We start from the raw sequence: 19,547 nt of genomic DNA, 5'->3' as shown, positions 1-19,547 counted from the left end.
GCATGGAATTTCTCGTCGCTTCTGCCATCGGTATCCTGACCGCCGCGGGTCTGTATCTGGTCACGCGCCTGCGCACGTTTCCCGTGATCCTAGGTGTGTCGCTGCTGACCTATGCCGTGAACGTCTTTCTGTTCGCGTCGGGGCGTCTGACGACACAGGCACCACCGATCCTTACGGATGCCACCACCTACACTGATCCGCTGCCGCAGGCGCTTGTCCTGACGGCGATCGTGATCTCCTTCGGGATGACGGCCGTAATCGTGATGATTGCGCTTGGTGCCTACCTTGGCACCGACGACGACCACGTGGATGACGTGCCCGCCAAACAGGCCCGCAAGAAGGGAGACGCCGCATGACCCATTGGCTGATTGCGCCTGTCGTGCTGCCTGCGATGGTGGCGCCCTTTATCATTCTGGCCGCGCGCTATCACATCGGCATCCAGCGGGTGTTTTCCGTTGTAGGTGTTCTGGTCCAGATCGCGATCGCCCTCGGACTTGCATTGCGGACCTCTGACGGCACCGTGCTGCTGTACCAGCTCGGCGACTGGGCCGCGCCCTTCGGGATCGTGCTGGTGGGGGACCGGCTGTCAACGATGCTTGTGCTGCTGACGGCCGTTTTGTCGCTGTTCGTCCTGCTCTATGCCATCGGATCGAAATGGGACGAAAGGGGCCGACACTTCCACGTGCTCTTCGCGTTCCAGATCATGGGCATCTCGGGCGCGTTCCTGACGGGCGACCTGTTCAACCTGTTCGTCTTTTTCGAGGTGTTGCTGATCGCGTCCTACGGGTTGATGATCCATTCGGGCGGCAATGCGCGCCTGCGGGCGGGTGTGCAATACGTGCTGTTCAATCTCTTGGGCTCGACCCTGTTCCTGTTTGCGCTCGGCGCCATCTATGCCGAAACCGGTACGCTCAACATGGCGGATCTGGCGCAGCGTACCCAGCTGATCGACCCGGACGCGAGCGCGGGCATCCGCGTGGCCGCCGTGCTGTTGATCCTCGTCTTCGCGATCAAGGCTGCAATCGTGCCGCTGCATTTCTGGCTCCCGTCAAGTTATGCCGAAGCGCCTGCGCCCGTCGCAGCACTCTTTGCGATCATGACCAAGGTCGGCGGCTACGCCATTATCCGGGTCTATACACTGGTCTTCCCCGCCGATCTGGAACTGACGGCAGGTCTGCACGATGTGTGGTTGCTGCCAGCGGCGCTCTTGTCGATGGCGGTGGGCGCGGTCGGTGTTCTGGCGGCCAAGAAACTCGACCGTCTTGTTGCGTTCGCCGTGATCAGTTCGATGGGCATGGTCATGATCGGCGTCGCATTGTTCAGCGAAGCAGGCCTTGCGGCGGCACTTTACTATATGATCCATTCGACCCTGGCGGCAGCGAGCCTGTTCCTGATCGTAGATCTGGTGCGCCAGAGCCGTGGTCACGTGAAGCTCAAAACGGCGGCACCCGTTGCGGGGGCCGCGCTGACCGCGGGTGTATTCATGGCCGCCGCGATTGCGATGACCGGCCTGCCGCCCCTTTCGGGCTTTGTGGGCAAACTGATGATCCTGCAGGCCGCGCTGGACGGGCCATTGCCGGTCTGGACCTGGGCCCTGATACTGGTGTCGAGCCTTGTCAGCGTCGTGGGTTTTGCCCGCGCGGGCAGCACGATCTTCTGGAAGGCGCAATCGGTCGAGGTGGACGAGACCGCCGAACCTGCGGCACCTCCCGCAACGCTGTCCTACGTGGCCGTAGGCGGGCTGTTGGCCCTTCTTCTGGCGCTCACGGGATTTGCGGGCCGGGTATATGAGTACAACACGGCGACCGCGGCACAGCTCTATGCGCCGCAGCCCTATATCGACACCGTGATGAACACACCGGGCAAGCTCGGCCGCGCCGGAGACGCCAAGGCCGACTACGACACGGACGGCAAAACCGGAGACGAGACCAAGACCGAAGGGGAGACGCATTGATGGTACGCCTGTTCCAATGGCTCTTTCCGCATCCGTTGCTGACCCTGTTGCTGGCGGTTGTCTGGACCCTGCTGCAAAACAATGTTTCCGCGGGGATGGTCGTATTCGGTGTCATCCTCGGCATCATCATCCCGCGCCTGACGGCGGCGTGGTGGCCCGAACGGCCAACCGGTTTCAATATGGGCAAAATGCTCACCTATTCCGCCATGGTTCTGTGGGATATCATCGTCGCGAACCTGCAGGTCGCCTGGATCGTTCTGACGCGCTCGAACGCCAATCTGCGGCCGGCGTGGATCATTGTTCCGCTCGAGTTGCGCCAACCCGAGGCGATCACCGTGCTTGCCGGTACGATCACCCTGACGCCCGGTACGGTCTCCGCCGATCTATCCGCGAGCGGGCATTACCTTCTGGTGCATGTGCTCGATACCGATGACCCGGAGGCAGAAGTCGAAAACATCAAGAACCGCTACGAGCGACGCCTGAAGGAGATTTTCCGATGAGCCTTGCGACAGAAATCATGAACATCTCGATCATCGTTGCGTTCATCGCGGTGGGGATCAGCCAGATCATGGCCATGACGCGGCTTGTCATCGGGCCGGATACCGGCAGCCGGATCCTCGCGCTCGACACCATGGTCATCAATGCCATCGGCCTGATCGTGTTGATGGGGTTGTCGCAAGGCAGCCGCATCTATTTCGAAGCGTCACTGATCATCGCCATGCTCGGGTTCGTGTCGACCGTGTCCTATGCGCGGTTTGTGCTACGGGGGGACATCATCGAATGATGGAAACAATCGCCGTTTACGCCGTTGTCTTCTGGTTGCTTGTCGGCGCGGGGTTCACCCTTGTCGGTGCCATCGGTCTGCTGAAATTCAACGACAGCATGACGCGTCTGCACGCGCCGACAAAGGTGGGTACCATCGGGATCGGCTCGTTGCTGATGGCATCGATGATCCACAGCTATGTGTTCGGTGACGGTGCGATGCACGAGGTGCTTATCATGGCCTTCCTTTTCGTGACCGCGCCGATTTCCGCGAACTTCATGGCCAAGGTGAACATCCACGTGCGCTCCTGCGACACGCCTCCCGATCTGCCCACAGGCGAAGACTGGGCAACGCTGGACCGTCCTGACGGGTACGAAACCATCCCCGACACGACGGACAAACCGCTCAAAACGCTTTGAACGCCTCGGCGAGCGCGTCGAAGCTGCGCCGCACGCGGGGGCTTGATCGCAATTCGGCATGGGCCGCCAGCCAGACAGGCAGACTGCCGATGTCAAGCGTCGGCTGAATTTGCACCAGGTCGGGATCGTCGCGGCCAATTGCAACCTGTCCAAACCCGATCCCGCACCCCGCGCGGATCATGTTCCAGCAGGCGACCTGATCGTCCGATCTAAACGCGAAGAATGACCGCTCCACTTTCATGCCCATGCGGGCCATGCCGTCGATGATCAATGTGCTGCGGTCGTATCCGATCACGTCATGCCGGTGCAGATCCCCGATGTGTTCGGGCAATCCGCGCCGCGCAATATAGCTGCGCGCGGCAAAGACCCCCAAGGGCAGTTCGGCCACCTTGCGCGCAATCAGATCGCTCTGCGTAGGACGGTACATGCGTATGGCCAGATCGGCCTCCCTGCGCAAAAGGTTGTGCGTTTCATCCGATGCGACAAGCTCGACCGACAGCCGCGGGTGACGCAGCCGCAACGCCTGCAACATCGGCGGCAGCAGGTAGCTGGCCGCCACCCTGCTCGCGGTGATGCGCACGGTGCCTGCGACTGGTCCGTCGGATGTATCCTCCACCGAAATGCCCGCCGCCGCCTCAAGCATCCGCTCGGCATAGACTTGCAGGTTCAACCCCTCGGGCGTCGGTTCCAACCCGCTTGTGTCGCGGTAAAACAGGCGGTGGCCCACGCGTTCTTCCAACTGGGACAGATGACGGCTGAGCGTGGGCTGGCTCGCTCCGGTCGCGCTTGCTGCGGCCGACAGCGATTTGTGCCGTGTCATCGCGGCAAAGCTTTGCAACAAGTGCCAGGGTATCTGCGTGCTGCTATCCATATTTGAATGACTGTATCGGTTTTTTAGGACTACGCCATTCAATTCCGCGATGCGAAATCTATATCACCTAACAGAGCGAAGGATTGCCATCATGAGTAGAACTGTCTTCATACTCGGCGCCAAGGGCCGCTTTGGCCGTGCCGCCACCACAGCATTCGCAAATGCGGGCTGGCGTGTCGTCGCCGTCAGCCGCGACGGGCTCCCGGTGCCCGGTGTCGCACAGGTCGAAACGATCGCCTGCGACGTCACCGATGCAGCTGCTCTCGAACATATATGTGCGCCTGCCGATGTCATCGTGCATGCGGTCAATCCGCCCTATCCGGCATGGAAAGCCCTGCTGCCGGTGACAACCAAAAACGTGATCCGCGCAGCACTTGCCGCCAAGGCCACGGTCATGGTGCCGGGCAATGTCTACAACTACGGCGCGGACGCCCCCGCGGATCTGACCGAAGACACGCCCTTCGTGCCGACTTCGCGCAAAGGGGTGCTGCGGGTCGAGATGGAAAACGCTTTCGCCGACGCAGCATCCCGCGGGCTGCGTACCATCGTGCTGCGGGGCGGGGATTTCATCGAAGCCGCGAAAACGGGAAACTGGTTTGACAGCCAGATCATCAACCGCGTGGATAGGGGCATTTTCACCTATCCCGGGCGCGTGGATGCGATGCACGCCTGGGCTTACCTGCCGGATATGGCACGCGCGCTCGTCGGTCTGGCAGAGCGGCGCGAGACGCTGCGCGGCTTCGAGCAATTCAATTTTGAAGGGTTCAGCCTGACCGGGGCAGAGCTTCAGTCGGCCATCGAAGCACAGATCGGGGGCAGCCTGCGGCACAAGACCATTCCCTGGCCATTGATCCGGGTGATGGGCATCGCCTCTCCGTTGATGCGCGAGGTGGCCGAAATGCGTTATCTGTGGGACGTGCCCCACCGTCTGGCGGACAGCAAGTTGCGCGCCTTCCTGCCCCGGTTCACCGCGACCCCCCTTGGCGCGGCAATGGATGATGTTTTTCTTGGCGCGCCTGCGGCCGGACAGCCCCTGCGCCCGATGGCCGCCGCCGAGTAGCCATGCGCCACGTTGCTTGACAAGCCACGCCTGCTTGGGCCTTTTGAAACAAATCACCCAAGGAGGATCCCCCGATGAAAACCCGTGCCGCCGTCGCCGTCGAAGCAGGTAAACCGCTCGAAATCATGGAGGTGAACCTCGAAGGACCCAAAAAAGGCGAGGTGCTGGTCGAGATCAAGGCCACAGGCCTGTGCCACACCGATGAATTTACCCGGTCCGGCGATGATCCCGAAGGCATTTTCCCCGCAATCCTCGGACACGAGGGCGCAGGCGTCGTGCTGGAGGTCGGCGAAGGGGTCACCACACTCGAACCCGGCGACCACGTGATCCCGCTTTATACGCCTGAATGCCGTGAGTGCGAATATTGCCTGAGCGGCAAGACAAACCTGTGCCAGAAAATCCGCGTGACACAGGGGCAGGGGCTGTTGCCGGATGGCACGACCCGCTTTTCCATGCTCGACGGCACACCGATCCATCACTACATGGGCTGTTCGACCTTCGCCAACCACACCGTGGTGCCCGAAATTGCGCTGGCAAAGGTCCGCAAGGACGCGCCTTTCGACAAGATCTGCTACATCGGTTGTGGCGTCACCACCGGCATCGGCGCTGTGATCAACACCGCCAAGGTCGAAATCGGCGCGCGTTGCGTTGTGTTCGGTCTGGGCGGCATCGGGCTCAACGTCATTCAGGGCCTGCGGCTGGCCGGTGCGGACCAGATCGTCGGCGTAGACCTGAACGACGACAAGGCCGAGATCGGCACCTATTTCGGCATGACCGATTTTGTGAACCCCAAGAATGTCGATGGCGACATGGTCGCGCATCTTGTGGAATTGACAGGCGGGGGCGCGGATTACTCCTTTGATGCAACGGGCAACACAACGGTGATGCGCACTGCTCTGGAAGCCGCGCACAAGGGTTGGGGCGAAAGCATCATCATCGGCGTCGCACCCGCCGGAGCGGAAATCTCTACCCGTCCTTTCCAGCTTGTGACCGGCCGGGTCTGGCGGGGCACGGCCTTTGGCGGTGCCAAGGGACGCACGGATGTGCCGCAGATTGTTGACTGGTACATGAACGGCAAGATCGAGATTGATCCGATGATCACCCACAAGCTGACGCTTGACGAGATCAACCACGGTTTCGATCTGATGCACGAGGGCAAATCGATCCGCGCTGTCGTCGAATTCTGATGATCCGCCGCGCCGCGTTCAGCCTTCGTAGCTGAGTGCGGCGCGCAACATATGGCGCAATTGGTCCGCGTAAGCGCGGGTCGTCGGCGCGGCAATGCCCGACAGGTGCAATGTCTTTTCCGCCACGCTCATCCCGAGGATTGCCGCCATGAACAGCGCCGCGCGCGGGGCGTCGCCGATCAACTGCTCCAGCTTGGCCTGCATGATCCGCGCATGCTGGTCGCGCACCATCGGGCCGACTTCCGGATCATGTGCGTTCATCAGCATCATCTGCAGGATCGACGGCATCTCGCCCGTGCGGGGGGCATCGACAAACATGCGCACCACCGTTTCGATCAGGTCATCCGCATGCGCCACCGGCGGTGTTTCGAACGCACCGTCGAGCGTGGCTTCGAACAATCCCCGTTTGCCGCCGAAATAGCGCGACACCAGCGCCACATCGACCCCCGCACCAAGCGCGATTTCGCGCAGCGGCACATTCGAATATCCACGCGCCCACAACAGTCGCGTGCCCTCGATCAGCAGTTTTTCGCGTGTGGCCAATGCTTTGTTCATGCATCCTTCATTATCGCCCTCCCGATTTTTGTCAACATGCGTTGACATGGGCCGCGCAGGGCGTAGATTGAACGTCAACGCTTGTTGAACTTTTCGGAAGGAGAAGCCCATGGCCAAAACTGCACTCATCACCGGAGCCTCCTCCGGGATCGGCGAAGCCTTCGCGCATTTGCATGCCCGCAAGGGCGGCGACGTGATCCTCACGGCAAGAAGCCGCGACAAGCTGGACAAACTGGCGGACGAACTGCGCGACACGCACGGCGTGAAAACGCATGTCTTTGCACTCGATCTCGGCGCCGACGGTGGTGCACAAGATCTTGTCGATCAGGTCGCCGCAGCCGGGCTTGGCGTTGATATCCTGATCAACAATGCCGGTTTTGGCGGGCATGGGCCCCACGTCGACCGCGATTTGGACAAAGAGCTGTCGATGATCGACCTCAACGTCAAGGCGCTCGTCACGCTGAGCCACCAGTTCGGGGCACAGATGGCCGAAAGGGGCAGCGGGCGCATTCTCAACGTCGGATCGACCGCAGGGTTCATGCCCGGCCCGTTGCAGAACGTCTATTTCGCGACCAAGGCTTTCGTGCAGTCCTACTCGCAAGCGCTGGACCACGAATTGCGCCCCCGCGGCGTGACCGTCACGGTGCTGGCACCCGGCTACGTAGAGACCGGCTTTGCCGATGCCGCTGATCTTCACGGCACCAATCTGGTCAAGGGCGGTGGCAAATCGCCCGCGTCGGTCGCCAAACACGGGTATGAGGCAATGACACGCGGTGCGCTGGTGACCGTGAACGAAGGGCCGCTCGGTTTTCTTGTCAACTGGATCGTGCCGTTGCTGCCCCGCCGGGCGGTGCTGAAAATGGTCGAAGGCATGCAGAAGAAATAAGCGCTCTGCGGGGCGAAAGGGGACAAAGCAGTGAAATTGAACGTGAACGGGACCGTCCACGACGTGGATGTCGAAGATGACATGCCCCTGCTGTGGGTGCTGCGCGATGAACTGGACATCAAGGGCGTAAAATACGGCTGCGGCATCGCCCAATGCGGCGCGTGCACGGTGCATGTGGACGGTGTGGCTGTCAGGTCCTGCCAGCTCGCGGCAGGGGATGTGGACGGCGATATTACCACGATCGAAGGGCTCGGCAGCCCCGACAGCCTGCACGCGGTGCAACAGGCGTGGGTCGATCACCAAGTCGCGCAATGCGGCTACTGCCAGTCGGGCCAGATCATGCAGGCGGCCTCGTTTCTCGACCTCAATCCCGATCCTACCGACGCACAGATCAACGCCGCGATGAGCGGGAACCTGTGCAGGTGTGGGACCTACCCCCGCATCCGCGCGGCGATCAAGACCGCCGCCGCATCCTTGCAGGAGGGCTAAGCGATGGGTCGAGCCAGAACAATTGCACGGCGCAGCTTCATCATCGGATCGGCCGCCATCGCCGGCGGCGTGGCCTTCGGCGCCTACATGGTGCGCAAACCCCACGACAACCCGCTGACCGCAGACGCGGGCGAGGCGGTGTTCAACCCTTGGGTCAAGATTGACGCGGACCGGATCACGTTGATCACGCCACATACCGATATCGGACAGGGTGCGGCGCACATGCAGGCCACGTTGATCGCCGAAGAGCTCGACGTCGAGCTGGACCAGATCACCACCGCGCCCGGGGTTCCGGCGGCGGCCTACTACAATACCGCGCTGGCCGGTGATGCGGTGCCCTTTAAATTCAACGATGACGGCTTTGGCGCACAGACGATGCGTGGGGTGATGTCCGCTGCGATCAAATTGCTCGGCGCTCAGGTGACGGGCGGATCCACCTCCGTGCCGGACAGTTTCGACAAGCTGCGTGCGGCAGGGGCGACAGCCCGCGAAACGCTCAAGCTGGCAGCGGCGCAGGAGACCGGCTTTGCCGTCGCAGACATGCGCACCGAAGCCGGGCAGGTGATCCTGCCCGATGGCACCAAGCGCGCCTATACCGATCTGGCCGCAACCGCCGCAACGCTTGAGCCTGTCACGGATGTGCCGCTGCGTGATCCCGCGCAATGGCGTCTTATCGGCCAAGACGTGCAACGGCTTGATATCAAGGCAAAGTCCACAGGCACGCAGACTTATGGCATCGATCTTGAAATGGACGGCATGTTGCATGCGTCCGTCCGGATGAACCCGTACAAGGGCGGCGCAATGCAAAGCTTTGATGCGAGCGGCGCAAAGGACATGCGTGGCGTGCAGAAGATCGTGGCGCTTGACGGCGGCGTGGCGGTGATCGCCGATAACACGTGGCGGGCATTTCGCGCGCTCGAAGAGATCGATATCACTTGGGGGGATGGGCCATACCCTGCCCAGCAAGCCGACCATTGGGCCGAAGTGGCCGCGTCCTTTACGCCCGAAAGGCTGGACAAGGAATGGCGCGCCGACGGCGATGTCGACGCCGCCCTTGATGGCGCGCAGGTCATCGAAGCAGAGTACCGCGCGCCTTACGTTGCCCACCAACCTCTTGAACCGCTCAGCGCCGTGGTGAAGGTCGGTGACGACCGTGTGGATATCTGGGCCGCGCATCAGCTCCCCCGGTTTGTCCAACAACGCGTGGCAGCGGCGCTCGGGCGTGATGCGGAAGACATACATCTGCACAACCAGTATGCGGGCGGCAGCTTTGGCCACCGTCTGGAATTTGATAACATCGACCGCGCAGTGGACGTGGCGCGCCAGATGCCGGGCACGCCGATCAAACTGACCTTCCGGCGCGAAGAGGATTTTGTGCAGGACTACATGCGCCAGATCGGCATGGCGCGGGGCCGCGGGGCCGTGGCACAGGGGCAGGTCACCGCGCTCGATCTCGATATCGCGACAGTCTCCGCCGCCCGCAGCCAGGCCGCGCGTCTGGGCCAGCCGCTGCCCGGTCCCGATACGCAGATCGCGGCAGGCGCGTGGAACATGCGCTATGCCATTCCAGACCTGCGGGTGCGTGCCTATGCGGTGCCTGAGCTTGCCCCCACATCATCCTGGCGGTCTGTAGGCGCGTCGACCGCGGGGTTTTTCGCGGAAGGGTTCATGGACGAGGTGATCCACGCCGCAGGGGCGGACCCGTTGGAAGAACGCCTCCGGCTGGCCAACGATCCCGACGCGCGGCACGTGCTCGAGGCGGTCGGCGAGATGTCGGACTGGGGCGCGCCGCTTGCGCCGGGAAGCGGCAGGGGCGTGGCGCTTGTCACGTCGTTCGGGGTGCCAACGGCCGAGGTGGTCGAGGTGACCAATACACCTGACGGCATTCGCATCGACCGCGTCTGGGTGGCCGCCGAAGTGGGCCGCGTGGTGGATCCGGTGACATTCGAAAATGTCGTCGCGGGCGGTGTTATCTGGGGGTTGGGCCATGCCATGAACTCCGAAATCACCTATGACGCTGGGGTACCCGAGCAAACGAATTTCCATATGGCCGAAGGCATGCGATTGCACCAGTGCCCCGTAATCGAAGTGCGCGGACTTGAGAACAACAGCCAGATCCGCGGCGTGGGCGAGCCTCCTGTGCCGCCCGCACCCGCGGCCCTGGCCAACGCGATCTATGTGGCCACCGGCACGCGGCTGCGCGAAATGCCGTTCTGGAACACGGTGGACTTTGTATGAAGCGCCTCGCACTTGGCTTGGGTCTCGCCCTGTCTGCCACGGGGGTCTTGGCTCAGGATACCGACCGCGACGCCGGGCTCGCCGCTTGGGCGGATATCTACGCGGTCGCGTCGCACCCGCGCTGTACCAACTGCCATGTGGGCGCGGCGGGGCGTCCCGGGTGGGCCGGATTGGGCTACGGGCCTGACCGGCTGCATGCGATGAATATCATTGCGGGAGAAAGCCGCATCGGGGCCGAAAGCGTGCCCTGTCGAACCTGCCACATCGGCGCGGCGGGCGCCAATGACCGGCCCCACGCGGCGCCGCAGATCGATGATGCGTGGCGCTTGCCCCCCGTTGAACTGGCGTGGCGCGGCAAATCCAGCGCGGAGGTCTGCCGCCAATTGCGCAACCCCGACACCAACGATGGCTTCGACATGGCCGCGCTATCCGATCATCTGGCGCAAAGCGCTTTCGTCAACTGGGGCTTTACGCCCGGTGGCGGCCGCGATGCAGCGCCGGGTACTCTTGCGCAGCTTCTGGAGAACCTCGATATCTGGGTCGCTGCCGGAACCCCTTGTGACAACGCAGGCTAAAGGCGTCGCATTCGGGTGATGGACGCCGCGAATGTGCTTGACCGCGACGGTGCGGGCTTGTCTTGATCCGCCTATGGAAATTCATCACATCACCCGTCCCGCAGCGCTGCAAGGCGTCGATGACATACCGCTTCCCAGCCGGGATGCCGCCACTGCGCAGGCTCTGCTCGCGCGATGCCCCGTCGCCGCCGCTACACCGCTTGTCCATTCCGAAGCGATCGCCACTGAAACCGGTGTCACGACCGTGTGGATCAAGGACGAACGCGGTCGCATGGGGCTGGGCAGCTTTAAGGCGCTGGGGGCCGCCTATGTCATCGCGACCGATGCCCAAAGCCCGGCGGGTGTCACAGGACATACCTATGTGACCGCTAGTGCGGGCAACCACGGCATGTCCGTGGCGGCAGGGGCTTCTGCATTCGGGGCGCAATCAGTGGTCTACATCGCGCAATCCGTACCCGAAAGCTTTGCCGGGCGGCTCGAAGAGCAGGGTGCCACCGTCGTGCGCGAAGGGGCCACCTACGAAAAAAGCATGGCCGCGGCTGCCCGCGCCGCCGACGATAACGGCTGGCAGCTTTTGTCCGACAGCTCATGGCCCGGCTACACCGAGCGGCCGCATCGTTTGATGGAAGGGTATCTGGCGCTGATGGCCGAGGTCATTGCCGAGATCGAGGACATGCCGACCCATATTTTTCTGCAGGCCGGCGTGGGCGGTCTTGCCGCTTCCTGTGCGGCTCTGGCCCGCGAGGCGTGGGGGGATGGCCCGCGCATCGTGGTGGTCGAACCCGATGCCGCCCCCGCGCTGCATGCGTCGATCAAGGCAGGCAAATGCGTGGATACGGCAGGACCCGTTTCCGATATGGGGCGGCTCGATTGCAAGACCCCCTCGCTGATTGCGCTCAAGGGGCTGGCCCGTGATGCCGATGACTTTGCCCTGATATCCGAAGCCGAAGGGCAGGCGGGTGCGGGGCTCGCAATGGTCGCGGGCATGCCTGCATCCCCGTCCGGTGCGGCCGGGCTGGCGGCCCTTGCGTCCCTCGACGACGCGCAGAAAGAGGCGCTGGGCATAACCGCCGCCTCGCGCGTTTTGTGCGTGCTCAGCGAAGGGCCCGCCTGATGCAGGAACGCGGATTTCCCCAGGACGAATTCGAAATCCGCGTCGCCCATGCACAAAAAGACATGGCCAGCGCCGGTATCGAAGCCCTGCTGCTGTCAACCGAAGCCGACGTGCGCTATTTCACCGGTTTCCTGACCCGTTTCTGGGAAAGCCCGACCCGTCCGTGGTTCGTGATCGTTCCCGCCGCGGGCGACCCGATCGCTGTGATCCCCAGCATCGGTGCCGCGCTCATGGCGCAGACGTGGCTGAGCGATATCCGCACATGGCGCGCCCCTGATCCGCACGACGACGGGGTCAGCCTTCTGATTGACACCCTCAATCAGGTGGCCGGGGCAGGGCGGATCGGTGTCCCGTCGGGGCCGGAAACCCACATCCGCATGCCGCTGGCCGACTGGGCGCGCGTCGTTGCGGGCTGTGACGGCACGATCGGTAGCGCAAACGGCATCATGCGCCGCCTGCGCGCGATCAAGAGCGACCGCGAAATCGCCAAGATTGCGCGGGCATGTGATATTGCGGCGGCTGCTTTCGCCGATGTACCGCGTATCGCGGCGCAAGGAACGCCGCTATCGCAGGTGTTTCGTGAATTTCAGGCCGCCTGTCTGGGGCATGGGGCCGATTGGGTGCCGTATCTTGCGGGGGGCGCCGGGCCGAGCGGGTACAGTGATGTCATTTCCCCCGCGGCCGATACCCCTCTGGCACGCGGTGATGTGCTAATGCTCGACACCGGTTTGGTCTGGGATGGCTATTTTTGCGACTTTGACCGCAATTTTTCGGTTGGCCCGCCGGATACCGCTGCGCGGGAGGCGCACGCCCGCCTGATCGATGCGGTCGACGCAGCCGCGGATATCGCGGCCCCCGGCGCGACCGCTGCAGAGCTGTTTCATGCGATGGACAGGATCGTCACCGGCGGCGCAGGCGGGTCGGATGCGGGCAGGCTGGGCCACGGGCTTGGCATGCAACTGACCGAAGGATTATCCTTGGTGCCTGCCGATCACACGCCACTGAAACCCGGCATGGTCATCACGCTCGAGCCGGGCATGGATGTGGCCGCCGGCCGTATCATGGTGCACGAGGAGGTGATCGCCATCACGCAAGAAGGCTGTCGGTTCCTGTCGCCGCGCGCATCGCGGGAACTGGTGCAAATATGACCGTGCTGCCCTACACGGTAACGCAATCTGATCCGGCGCTCGGGCTGATCGCGCTTCAGGTCGATGAAACGATCGAAGGCGACATGCGCCGGATGCTGCCGGCGTCGGTGCCCCTGCACATCACCCGTGTGGCCAGCGGTGCGGAGGTGTCCCAAGCCAGCCTGCAAGCGATGGCGGACCGGTTGACCGACGCCGCATCTCTTCTGCCGCCTGCAGCGCGGTTCTCCTGTGTGGGCTATGGCTGTACGTCGGCCACGGCTCAGATCGGGGCAGAGCAGGTATCGACACGCATATCCGCAGGGTGCAATGCCGCGCGGGTGACCGACCCGCTTTCTGCGCTCGTCGCCGCGTGCCGGGCGCTGGATCTCGGGCGGCTGGTGCTTCTGTCTCCCTACGTGGCATCGGTCTCCGATACGCTGCGCCATGCTCTGGGCGACCAAGGTGTGCAAACGCCTGTCATGGGGTCTTTCGACGAAGCGGTCGAGGCCCGTGTCGCGCGGATTGCACCTGAATCGACCCTTGAGGCGGCGGTGAAGCTGGCGCGAGACGCACAGGCCGATGCGATCTTTCTGTCCTGCACGAACCTCAGAACTCTCGATATCATCGACGCGGTCGAGCGCGATACCGGATTGATCTGTCTATCGAGCAACCTTGTGCTGGGCTGGCACATGGGCGCACCGGCCGCCAATCTGCCGGGTGCACTGGGCCGATTGTAGGGCGTATCGGAATTTGCGCGAAAAACGCGCCGCCGATCGACCGCGAACATCTTGACGCCCCGCGCAGCATCGCTTACCCCATCTGAACGCGACGCGGGCGTTGTGTAATGGTAAGACCTCAGCCTTCCAAGCTGATGATACGGGTTCGATTCCCGTCGCCCGCTCCAATCCTCCCTGTGTCATTGCAAACTGCGACCTTTGCTGCGCTTGACCCCCTGCGCCTTGCGGGCCATGAAGCCGTCACGACATTCTGAAGGACAGCGCATGGCTGACACACCCACGCCCCCACCGCCCGCCGACGCAGAGCGTGCCAAGTCGCGCAAGATCGGTGCCTTGCGGGCGCTCGCCCCGTTCATGTTGCCGTACCGCGGCCTGATGGTGGCCGCACTGCTGGCGCTGGTCCTGACGGCAATCATATCGCTGACCCTGCCGCTGGCCGTGCGCCGTGTGATCGACAATTTCAACACCGCCGAAGCCCATCTGCTTGATCAATATTTCATCGCGGCGCTGGCCATTGCGGGATTTCTGGCACTGGGCACGGCTCTGCGCTATGCGCTGGTCACGCGTCTGGGCGAAAGGGTCGTGGCCGATATTCGCAAGGCCGTGTTCGACCGGGTCATCGGGATGAGCCCCGTCTTTTTTGAGCAATTGATGACAGGCGAAGTCCTCAGCCGCATCACGACAGACACCACCCTTATCTTGAGCGTGATCGGATCATCCGTTTCCATCGCGCTGCGCAACATCCTGATCTTTATCGGCGGGTTGGCATTCATGATGCTGACATCGGCCAAGCTGACAGCGCTGGTTTTGCTGCTGGTGCCCGCGGTGATCGTTCCGATCCTGCTCCTGGGGCGCAGGCTGCGGGTGCTGAGCCGTGAAAACCAGGACTGGATCGCGGCGTCCTCGGGCAATGCCTCCGAAAGCCTGAGTGCCGTGCAGACCGTACAGGCCTTCACCCACGAAGTCGCCAGCCGCGGCCAGTTCGCGGACATGACCGAAAATTCCTATGTCGCGGCACGCAGCCGCATTCGCACCCGCGCCTACCTGACCGCGATTGTGATTTTCCTCGTGTTCAGCGGCATCGTGGGCGTCCTCTGGATCGGCGCGCGGGATGTGCGGTCGGATGTGATGAGCATGGGCGCCCTTGTCCAGTTTGTCATTTACGCCGTGATGGTCGCAGGGGCCGTGGCCGCGCTGTCGGAAATCTGGTCGGAACTGCAACGCGCCGCGGGGGCCACGGAACGGTTGGTCGAACTGTTGCAGGCCGATGATCCCGTGCGCGACGCCGATACACCGACCGCATTGGTCACACCCGTGCGCGGACAGATCGCGTTCGAAAACGTCAGCTTCAACTATCCCGCGCGGCCCAAGGTTGCCGCGCTCGACGGGGTGGATATCCGGATCGAACCGGGCGAAACGGTCGCCTTTGTCGGGCCTTCGGGCGCGGGCAAGACGACGATCATCCAGATGATCCTGCGCTTTTACGATCCGCAGTCCGGCCGCATCACGCTTGACGGGGTCGATCTGCGTGACCTGAGCCGCAACGCGTTTCGACGGCATATCGCGCTTGTCCCGCAGGACCCCGTGATCTTTGCCACCTCCGCGCGCGAAAACATCCGGTTCGGCCGTCCCGACGCCAGCGATGCAGAGATCGACGCGGCCGCGCGTGCTGCCGCGGCCCATGACTTCATCACCGCCTTGCCGGACGGATACGACAGCTATCTGGGCGAACGCGGTGTCATGTTGTCGGGTGGCCAAAAGCAGCGGATCGCAATCGCCCGCGCCATCCTGCGCGACGCGCCGGTGCTGCTGCTCGATGAAGCGACCAGCGCGCTTGACGCCGAAAGCGAAGGGGCGGTGCAGCGGGCGGTGGACGAATTGTCGGTGGGCCGCACGACGTTGATTGTGGCGCACCGTCTTGCCACTGTGAAAAAGGCAGACCGGATTATCGTGCTGGAGCAGGGCCGTGTCGTGGCGACGGGAACCCACGACGCGCTGGTCGCCAAGGGCGGGCTTTACGCCCGTTTGGCGCGGTTGCAGTTCACCGATGGCATTGCGGCTGAATGATTCCCCCTTGCGGTATGGTGCGCGGGTCGAAACAATCGGCGCACACATACGACAATGAAAAAGGGAGATCAGAATGGGTTTGTGGAGTTTTGTAAAAGGCGCGGGCAAGAAAGTATTCGGCGGCGGCGATGACGCCGAAGTCTCCGGTGCCGCGCTCAAGGACGAACTGAAGGAACTGGGGCTCGATGCCGAGGGTCTGGACATTTCGGTGGACGGCGACAAGGTCAAGGTGACCGGCAACGCGGCCAGTCAGGAAATGAAGGAAAAGGTCATTCTCGCGGTGGGCAACGTCGAAGGCGTGGCCGAGGTCGAGGACGACGTATCGGGCGGCGACGGCGATCCGACATTCCACACGGTCGAAAAAGGCGATACGCTCTGGGCGATCTCGGAAAAAACGCTCGGCAACGGCGCGCATTACCAGAAGATTTTCGAAGCCAACAAGCCGATGCTGTCGGACCCCGACAAAATCTATCCCGGTCAGGTTCTGCGTATTCCAACGCTTTGAGCGGATGACTTTTGAGCTGCGGCCCGATGCTTTGTCGGGCCGCGACTTCGCGGCGGGGCAGGGGCGGGCCCGCGTGCCCGATATTGACGCTGCGTCTTGGGCCGAGTGCGCTTGAAATTCCCCCCCAACATCTCCATCGTGCCCGCCCAAGGCTACATATATAAAAATGGCATCTCGGGGAGGAGACACCATGGCGTTTTCGGGAATCGAAACAAGCAAGGCAATCGAGGCGCAAGGCGCCTATGGCGAGCGCGATCTGCCCACGACACTTTACCAGATGTTATCGAACACGACGGCCAAATACCCGTCCCACAAGGCCATCAGCTACCAGTTGTTTTCGGGTCCTAAGGACAAGGCCGAAACGCTGACGTGGCAGCAGTTCCACGACAAATCCGTGCAGGCGGCAAATCTGTTCCGCAGCCTTGGCATCGGTGAGAAAGACGTGGTGGCCTATGTGCTGCCCAATGCCAACGAGACGGCGATCACCCTGATGGGCGGGGCGATCGCGGGTATCGTCAACCCCATCAACCCCTTGCTGGATGCCGAACAGATCGGTGCGATCCTGCGCGAGACTGGTGCAAAGGTTGTCGTCACGCTGCGGCCTTTTCCGAAAACGGATGTGGCGGATAAAACCGCCGAAGCCGTGGCGCTCGCTCCAAATGTGGAGACAGTGCTCGAGGTCGATTTGCTGCGCTATCTGACGCCGCCCAAATCGTGGATCGTGCCGCTGGTCCGTCCCAAGCGGACCGCGCAGAACCACGCGACCTACAAAAACCTCAACGCGGAACTGGACAAGCAGCCAAAGACACTCACCTTTGCGGACAGCACCGAAGACCGCGTTGCGTGCTATTTCCACACGGGCGGCACGACGGGCATGCCGAAAGTGGCGCAGCACAAGTATTCCGGCATGGTTTACAACGGCTGGCTGGGCGGTGAGCTTCTTTACACCGAAAAAGACGTGCTGATGTGCCCGCTGCCCCTGTTCCACGTGTTTGCCTGCCATCCGGTCCTGATGGGGGCCATCGCAACAGGCGCGCACGTCATTTTCCCAACGCCGCAGGGTTACCGCGGCGACGGCGTGTTCGACAATTTCTGGAAGCTGATCGAACGCTGGGGGGTGACCTTCATCATCACCGTACCCACGGCCATTTCCGCCAAGATGCAGCGCCCGATCGACGCCGATATCTCGACCGTGAAAACGGCTTTTTCAGGCTCCGCGCCTTTGCCGCTGGAGTTGTTCAAGCGGTTCGAGGCGGCCACCGGCATTACCCTGATCGAGGGCTACGGGTTGACCGAAGCGACCTGTCTCGTTTCCGTCAACCCCACGGACGGGCTGCGCAAGGTCGGCTCCATCGGCCTGCCGTTCCCGTACACCGACGTGCGCATCATCAAGGGCACCGAAAACGGCCCCGTCGATGCCGGCACGGACGAGATCGGCGAAATCTGTATCTCGAACCCCGGCATCAACGCGGGTGCGACATATACCGAGGTCGAAAAGAACAAGGACCTGTATTACCACGGCGATTACCTGCGCACGGGCGATCTGGGCCGTCGTGACGATGACGGGTATCTGTGGATCACCGGCCGTGCCAAGGACCTCATTATCCGTGGCGGTCACAACATCGATCCCGCCGAGATCGAAGAGGCGCTTCTGGGCCACGAGGCCGTCGCCTTTGCGGGCGCCATCGGGCAGCCCGACGCGCATGCAGGCGAAGTCCCTTGTGCCTTTGTCGAACTGGTCGAAGGCGCGAGCGTCACGACCGAGGAGCTGATGGGCTATTGCAAGGAGCACGTGCACGAACGCGCGGCGCACCCCAAGCATATGACCATCATGGACGAGCTGCCCAAAACGGCTGTGGGCAAGATCTTCAAGCCCGATCTGCGCCGCCACGCGATCACACGCATCTACGACGGCGCGCTGGAAAAAGCGGGGCTGGATGCGCGTGTTGACCACGTTATCGATGATAAAAAGCGCGGGCTCGTGGCCTGTGTCGCGATGAACGGCACCGACGAGAAAGACGTCGGCAAGGTGCTGGGTGATTTTGTGAACCAGTGGGAAGCTGCCTGATTTCTAAGCCGGATTACACGACGCTGCTGGACGCGGAGATTAAGGCCTATCTGGACCTCTCCGCGTCCCTGTACCCAGAGGGCGCTGTCGATTTCGACATCAAGGTTCAGCGCGCGCTCTACGACACCATGTGCGAGGCGTTCCATGCGCCCTATCCCGACGGTGTCAGATCACACGATACGATCTATGGCGGTGTGCCCTGCCGCAGATACAGCTGCGGCGGCTCCGATGCCGTCGTCCTGTATTTCCACGGCGGCGGGTTCGTCGTGGGCGGGCTTCACAGCCATGATGACATCTGTGCGGAAATCTGTGCGCGCAGCGGCTACACTGTGCTGTCGGTCGACTACGCCCTTGCCCCCGAAAACCCCTTTCCGGCCTGCTACAACGATGCGTATGCGGCCTACGATGCTCTGCGGCGCGAGACGTCGGGCCCGATTATCATTGCAGGTGACAGCGCCGGTGGCACCCTCGGCGCGGCGGTGACCGGAGCGAGCCGCGTCGACAACCGGATTACGGGGCAGGTGCTGATCTATCCCGGTCTGGGCGGCGACAGGACGACCGGCAGCTATGTCACCCACGCGCATGCGCCCGAATTGACGCTGGCCGATATCGTCAAATACGATCGCATCCGGGCGGGCGGTGCGCATGAGGTGGAACTCGATCCGCGCTACGCGCCGCTGTCTGATCTGAATTTCGGAAACATGCCCCCCAGCGTGTTGATCACCGCTGCCTGCGATCCGCTGGCCAGCGACGGGGAAACCTATCGCGACAGGGTGCTGGCGGCGGGCGGCAAGGCCGTGTGGTTCAACGAGGACGGGCTGGTGCACGGGTGCCTGCGCGCGCGCCATTCGAGCGCGCGGGCGGCGAAGCTTTTCGGCCGCGTCATCGCGGCCATCACCGATCTGGGACAGGGCGACTGGCCCTTTTGAGCG

General features: G+C 62.8%; 20 protein-coding genes and 1 tRNA gene. 19 read left to right on the top strand and 2 right to left on the bottom strand.

Annotated features, from left to right (window positions below):
* Positions 1–2 precede the first annotated feature (2 nt).
* From K3756_RS12985 to K3756_RS12965, 5 genes are read left to right on the top strand one after another with little or no spacing between them, the layout of a single operon-like run.
* Positions 3–356 (top strand): Na+/H+ antiporter subunit C, encoded by a 354-nt coding sequence (locus K3756_RS12985; RefSeq protein WP_259988023.1) that lies wholly within the window; start codon positions 3–5, stop codon positions 354–356.
* Entirely contained in the window at positions 353–1,954 is a 1,602-nt protein-coding gene (locus K3756_RS12980) for a monovalent cation/H+ antiporter subunit D (protein ID WP_259988021.1), read from the top strand. The genes K3756_RS12985 and K3756_RS12980 overlap by 4 nt, the downstream gene beginning before the upstream one ends.
* Positions 1,954–2,454 (top strand): Na+/H+ antiporter subunit E, encoded by a 501-nt coding sequence (locus K3756_RS12975; RefSeq protein ID WP_259988019.1) that lies wholly within the window; start codon positions 1,954–1,956, stop codon positions 2,452–2,454. Before K3756_RS12980 ends, K3756_RS12975 begins: the two co-directional genes overlap by 1 nt.
* On the top strand, positions 2,451–2,738 hold the full coding sequence (locus tag K3756_RS12970) for a K+/H+ antiporter subunit F (protein ID WP_259988016.1): 288 nt from the start codon (positions 2,451–2,453) through the stop codon (positions 2,736–2,738). Before K3756_RS12975 ends, K3756_RS12970 begins: the two co-directional genes overlap by 4 nt.
* Positions 2,735–3,136, top strand: coding sequence for a monovalent cation/H(+) antiporter subunit G (locus K3756_RS12965; RefSeq protein ID WP_259988014.1), 402 nt, complete (start codon positions 2,735–2,737; stop codon positions 3,134–3,136). The genes K3756_RS12970 and K3756_RS12965 overlap by 4 nt, the downstream gene beginning before the upstream one ends.
* Here K3756_RS12965 and K3756_RS12960 read toward each other — a convergent pair.
* The gene (locus tag K3756_RS12960; protein ID WP_259988012.1) at positions 3,123–4,007 is read right to left on the bottom strand and encodes a LysR family transcriptional regulator; all 885 of its coding nucleotides are present in this window, start codon (positions 4,005–4,007) and stop codon (positions 3,123–3,125) included. The two genes, K3756_RS12965 and K3756_RS12960, sit on opposite strands and share 14 nt — an antisense overlap.
* A 91-nt stretch (positions 4,008–4,098) precedes the next feature.
* Between K3756_RS12960 and K3756_RS12955 the strand changes: the two genes are divergently transcribed.
* Positions 4,099–5,067: an NAD-dependent epimerase/dehydratase family protein gene (locus K3756_RS12955; RefSeq protein WP_259988010.1), complete on the top strand. Its 969-nt coding sequence runs from the start codon at positions 4,099–4,101 to the stop codon at positions 5,065–5,067.
* 74 nt (positions 5,068–5,141) lie between these two features.
* On the top strand, positions 5,142–6,254 hold the full coding sequence (locus K3756_RS12950; protein ID WP_259988008.1) for an S-(hydroxymethyl)glutathione dehydrogenase/class III alcohol dehydrogenase: 1,113 nt from the start codon (positions 5,142–5,144) through the stop codon (positions 6,252–6,254).
* Between the two features lie 18 nt (positions 6,255–6,272).
* On the opposite strand, the gene K3756_RS12945 is transcribed toward K3756_RS12950, so the two are convergent.
* On the bottom strand, positions 6,273–6,809 hold the full coding sequence (locus K3756_RS12945) for a TetR/AcrR family transcriptional regulator (protein WP_259988006.1): 537 nt from the start codon (positions 6,807–6,809) through the stop codon (positions 6,273–6,275).
* 109 nt (positions 6,810–6,918) lie between these two features.
* On the opposite strand from K3756_RS12945, the gene K3756_RS12940 reads away from it, so the two are divergent.
* The 12 genes from K3756_RS12940 (at position 6,919) to K3756_RS12885 (ending at position 19,544) form a co-directional block, all read left to right on the top strand.
* Positions 6,919–7,695 (top strand): SDR family oxidoreductase, encoded by a 777-nt coding sequence (locus tag K3756_RS12940; RefSeq protein WP_259988004.1) that lies wholly within the window; start codon positions 6,919–6,921, stop codon positions 7,693–7,695.
* A 30-nt stretch (positions 7,696–7,725) separates the two neighbouring features.
* Entirely contained in the window at positions 7,726–8,184 is a 459-nt protein-coding gene (locus tag K3756_RS12935; RefSeq protein ID WP_259988003.1) for a (2Fe-2S)-binding protein, read from the top strand.
* A 3-nt stretch (positions 8,185–8,187) separates the two neighbouring features.
* Positions 8,188–10,422 (top strand): xanthine dehydrogenase family protein molybdopterin-binding subunit, encoded by a 2,235-nt coding sequence (locus tag K3756_RS12930; protein ID WP_259988001.1) that lies wholly within the window; start codon positions 8,188–8,190, stop codon positions 10,420–10,422.
* Complete coding sequence (locus K3756_RS12925) at positions 10,419–10,997, top strand: hypothetical protein (RefSeq protein WP_259987998.1); 579 nt, start codon at positions 10,419–10,421, stop codon at positions 10,995–10,997. The genes K3756_RS12930 and K3756_RS12925 overlap by 4 nt, the downstream gene beginning before the upstream one ends.
* A gap of 73 nt (positions 10,998–11,070) precedes the next feature.
* The gene (locus tag K3756_RS12920) at positions 11,071–12,111 is read left to right on the top strand and encodes a pyridoxal-phosphate dependent enzyme (RefSeq protein WP_259987996.1); all 1,041 of its coding nucleotides are present in this window, start codon (positions 11,071–11,073) and stop codon (positions 12,109–12,111) included.
* Positions 12,111–13,259 carry a Xaa-Pro peptidase family protein gene (locus K3756_RS12915; RefSeq protein WP_259987994.1) on the top strand — a complete coding sequence of 383 codons (1,149 nt, stop codon included), beginning with the start codon at positions 12,111–12,113 and terminating at the stop codon, positions 13,257–13,259. Before K3756_RS12920 ends, K3756_RS12915 begins: the two co-directional genes overlap by 1 nt.
* A complete protein-coding gene (locus tag K3756_RS12910; protein ID WP_259987992.1) occupies positions 13,256–13,975 on the top strand; it encodes an Asp/Glu racemase in 720 nt (239 codons plus the stop codon). Before K3756_RS12915 ends, K3756_RS12910 begins: the two co-directional genes overlap by 4 nt.
* Before the next feature lie 93 nt (positions 13,976–14,068).
* Positions 14,069–14,142: transfer RNA gene (locus K3756_RS12905), tRNA-Gly, on the top strand.
* A 97-nt stretch (positions 14,143–14,239) separates the two neighbouring features.
* Positions 14,240–16,042 (top strand): ABC transporter transmembrane domain-containing protein, encoded by a 1,803-nt coding sequence (locus K3756_RS12900; protein WP_259987990.1) that lies wholly within the window; start codon positions 14,240–14,242, stop codon positions 16,040–16,042.
* 73 nt (positions 16,043–16,115) lie between these two features.
* Positions 16,116–16,547, top strand: a complete 432-nt coding sequence (gene lysM, locus K3756_RS12895) for a peptidoglycan-binding protein LysM (protein WP_259987988.1) — start codon at positions 16,116–16,118, stop codon at positions 16,545–16,547.
* Between the two features lie 190 nt (positions 16,548–16,737).
* Positions 16,738–18,615, top strand: coding sequence for an acyl-CoA synthetase (locus K3756_RS12890; protein ID WP_259987986.1), 1,878 nt, complete (start codon positions 16,738–16,740; stop codon positions 18,613–18,615).
* On the top strand, positions 18,600–19,544 hold the full coding sequence (locus K3756_RS12885) for an alpha/beta hydrolase fold domain-containing protein (protein ID WP_259987985.1): 945 nt from the start codon (positions 18,600–18,602) through the stop codon (positions 19,542–19,544). The genes K3756_RS12890 and K3756_RS12885 overlap by 16 nt, the downstream gene beginning before the upstream one ends.
* Positions 19,545–19,547 lie beyond the last annotated feature (3 nt).

Source organism: Sulfitobacter sp. S190 (assembly GCF_025141935.1).
GTDB lineage: Bacteria > Pseudomonadota > Alphaproteobacteria > Rhodobacterales > Rhodobacteraceae > Sulfitobacter.
This window is presented reverse-complemented; position numbering and strand designations above follow the sequence as displayed.

Bases quoted from the DNA above. Each gene is read 5' to 3' on its own strand.
- K3756_RS12985 (WP_259988023.1), top strand. From the start codon at position 3: ATGGAATTTCTCGTCGCTTCTGCCATCGGTATCCTGACCGCCGCGGGT.
- K3756_RS12980 (WP_259988021.1), top strand. From the start codon at position 353: ATGACCCATTGGCTGATTGCGCCTGTCGTGCTGCCTGCGATGGTGGCG.
- K3756_RS12975 (WP_259988019.1), top strand. From the start codon at position 1,954: ATGGTACGCCTGTTCCAATGGCTCTTTCCGCATCCGTTGCTGACCCTG.
- K3756_RS12970 (WP_259988016.1), top strand. From the start codon at position 2,451: ATGAGCCTTGCGACAGAAATCATGAACATCTCGATCATCGTTGCGTTC.
- K3756_RS12965 (WP_259988014.1), top strand. From the start codon at position 2,735: ATGATGGAAACAATCGCCGTTTACGCCGTTGTCTTCTGGTTGCTTGTC.
- K3756_RS12960 (WP_259988012.1), bottom strand. From the start codon at position 4,007: ATGGATAGCAGCACGCAGATACCCTGGCACTTGTTGCAAAGCTTTGCC.
- K3756_RS12955 (WP_259988010.1), top strand. From the start codon at position 4,099: ATGAGTAGAACTGTCTTCATACTCGGCGCCAAGGGCCGCTTTGGCCGT.
- K3756_RS12950 (WP_259988008.1), top strand. From the start codon at position 5,142: ATGAAAACCCGTGCCGCCGTCGCCGTCGAAGCAGGTAAACCGCTCGAA.
- K3756_RS12945 (WP_259988006.1), bottom strand. From the start codon at position 6,809: ATGAACAAAGCATTGGCCACACGCGAAAAACTGCTGATCGAGGGCACG.
- K3756_RS12940 (WP_259988004.1), top strand. From the start codon at position 6,919: ATGGCCAAAACTGCACTCATCACCGGAGCCTCCTCCGGGATCGGCGAA.
- K3756_RS12930 (WP_259988001.1), top strand. From the start codon at position 8,188: ATGGGTCGAGCCAGAACAATTGCACGGCGCAGCTTCATCATCGGATCG.
- K3756_RS12925 (WP_259987998.1), top strand. From the start codon at position 10,419: ATGAAGCGCCTCGCACTTGGCTTGGGTCTCGCCCTGTCTGCCACGGGG.
- K3756_RS12920 (WP_259987996.1), top strand. From the start codon at position 11,071: ATGGAAATTCATCACATCACCCGTCCCGCAGCGCTGCAAGGCGTCGAT.
- K3756_RS12915 (WP_259987994.1), top strand. From the start codon at position 12,111: ATGCAGGAACGCGGATTTCCCCAGGACGAATTCGAAATCCGCGTCGCC.
- K3756_RS12910 (WP_259987992.1), top strand. From the start codon at position 13,256: ATGACCGTGCTGCCCTACACGGTAACGCAATCTGATCCGGCGCTCGGG.
- K3756_RS12900 (WP_259987990.1), top strand. From the start codon at position 14,240: ATGGCTGACACACCCACGCCCCCACCGCCCGCCGACGCAGAGCGTGCC.
- lysM (WP_259987988.1), top strand. From the start codon at position 16,116: ATGGGTTTGTGGAGTTTTGTAAAAGGCGCGGGCAAGAAAGTATTCGGC.
- K3756_RS12890 (WP_259987986.1), top strand. From the start codon at position 16,738: ATGGCGTTTTCGGGAATCGAAACAAGCAAGGCAATCGAGGCGCAAGGC.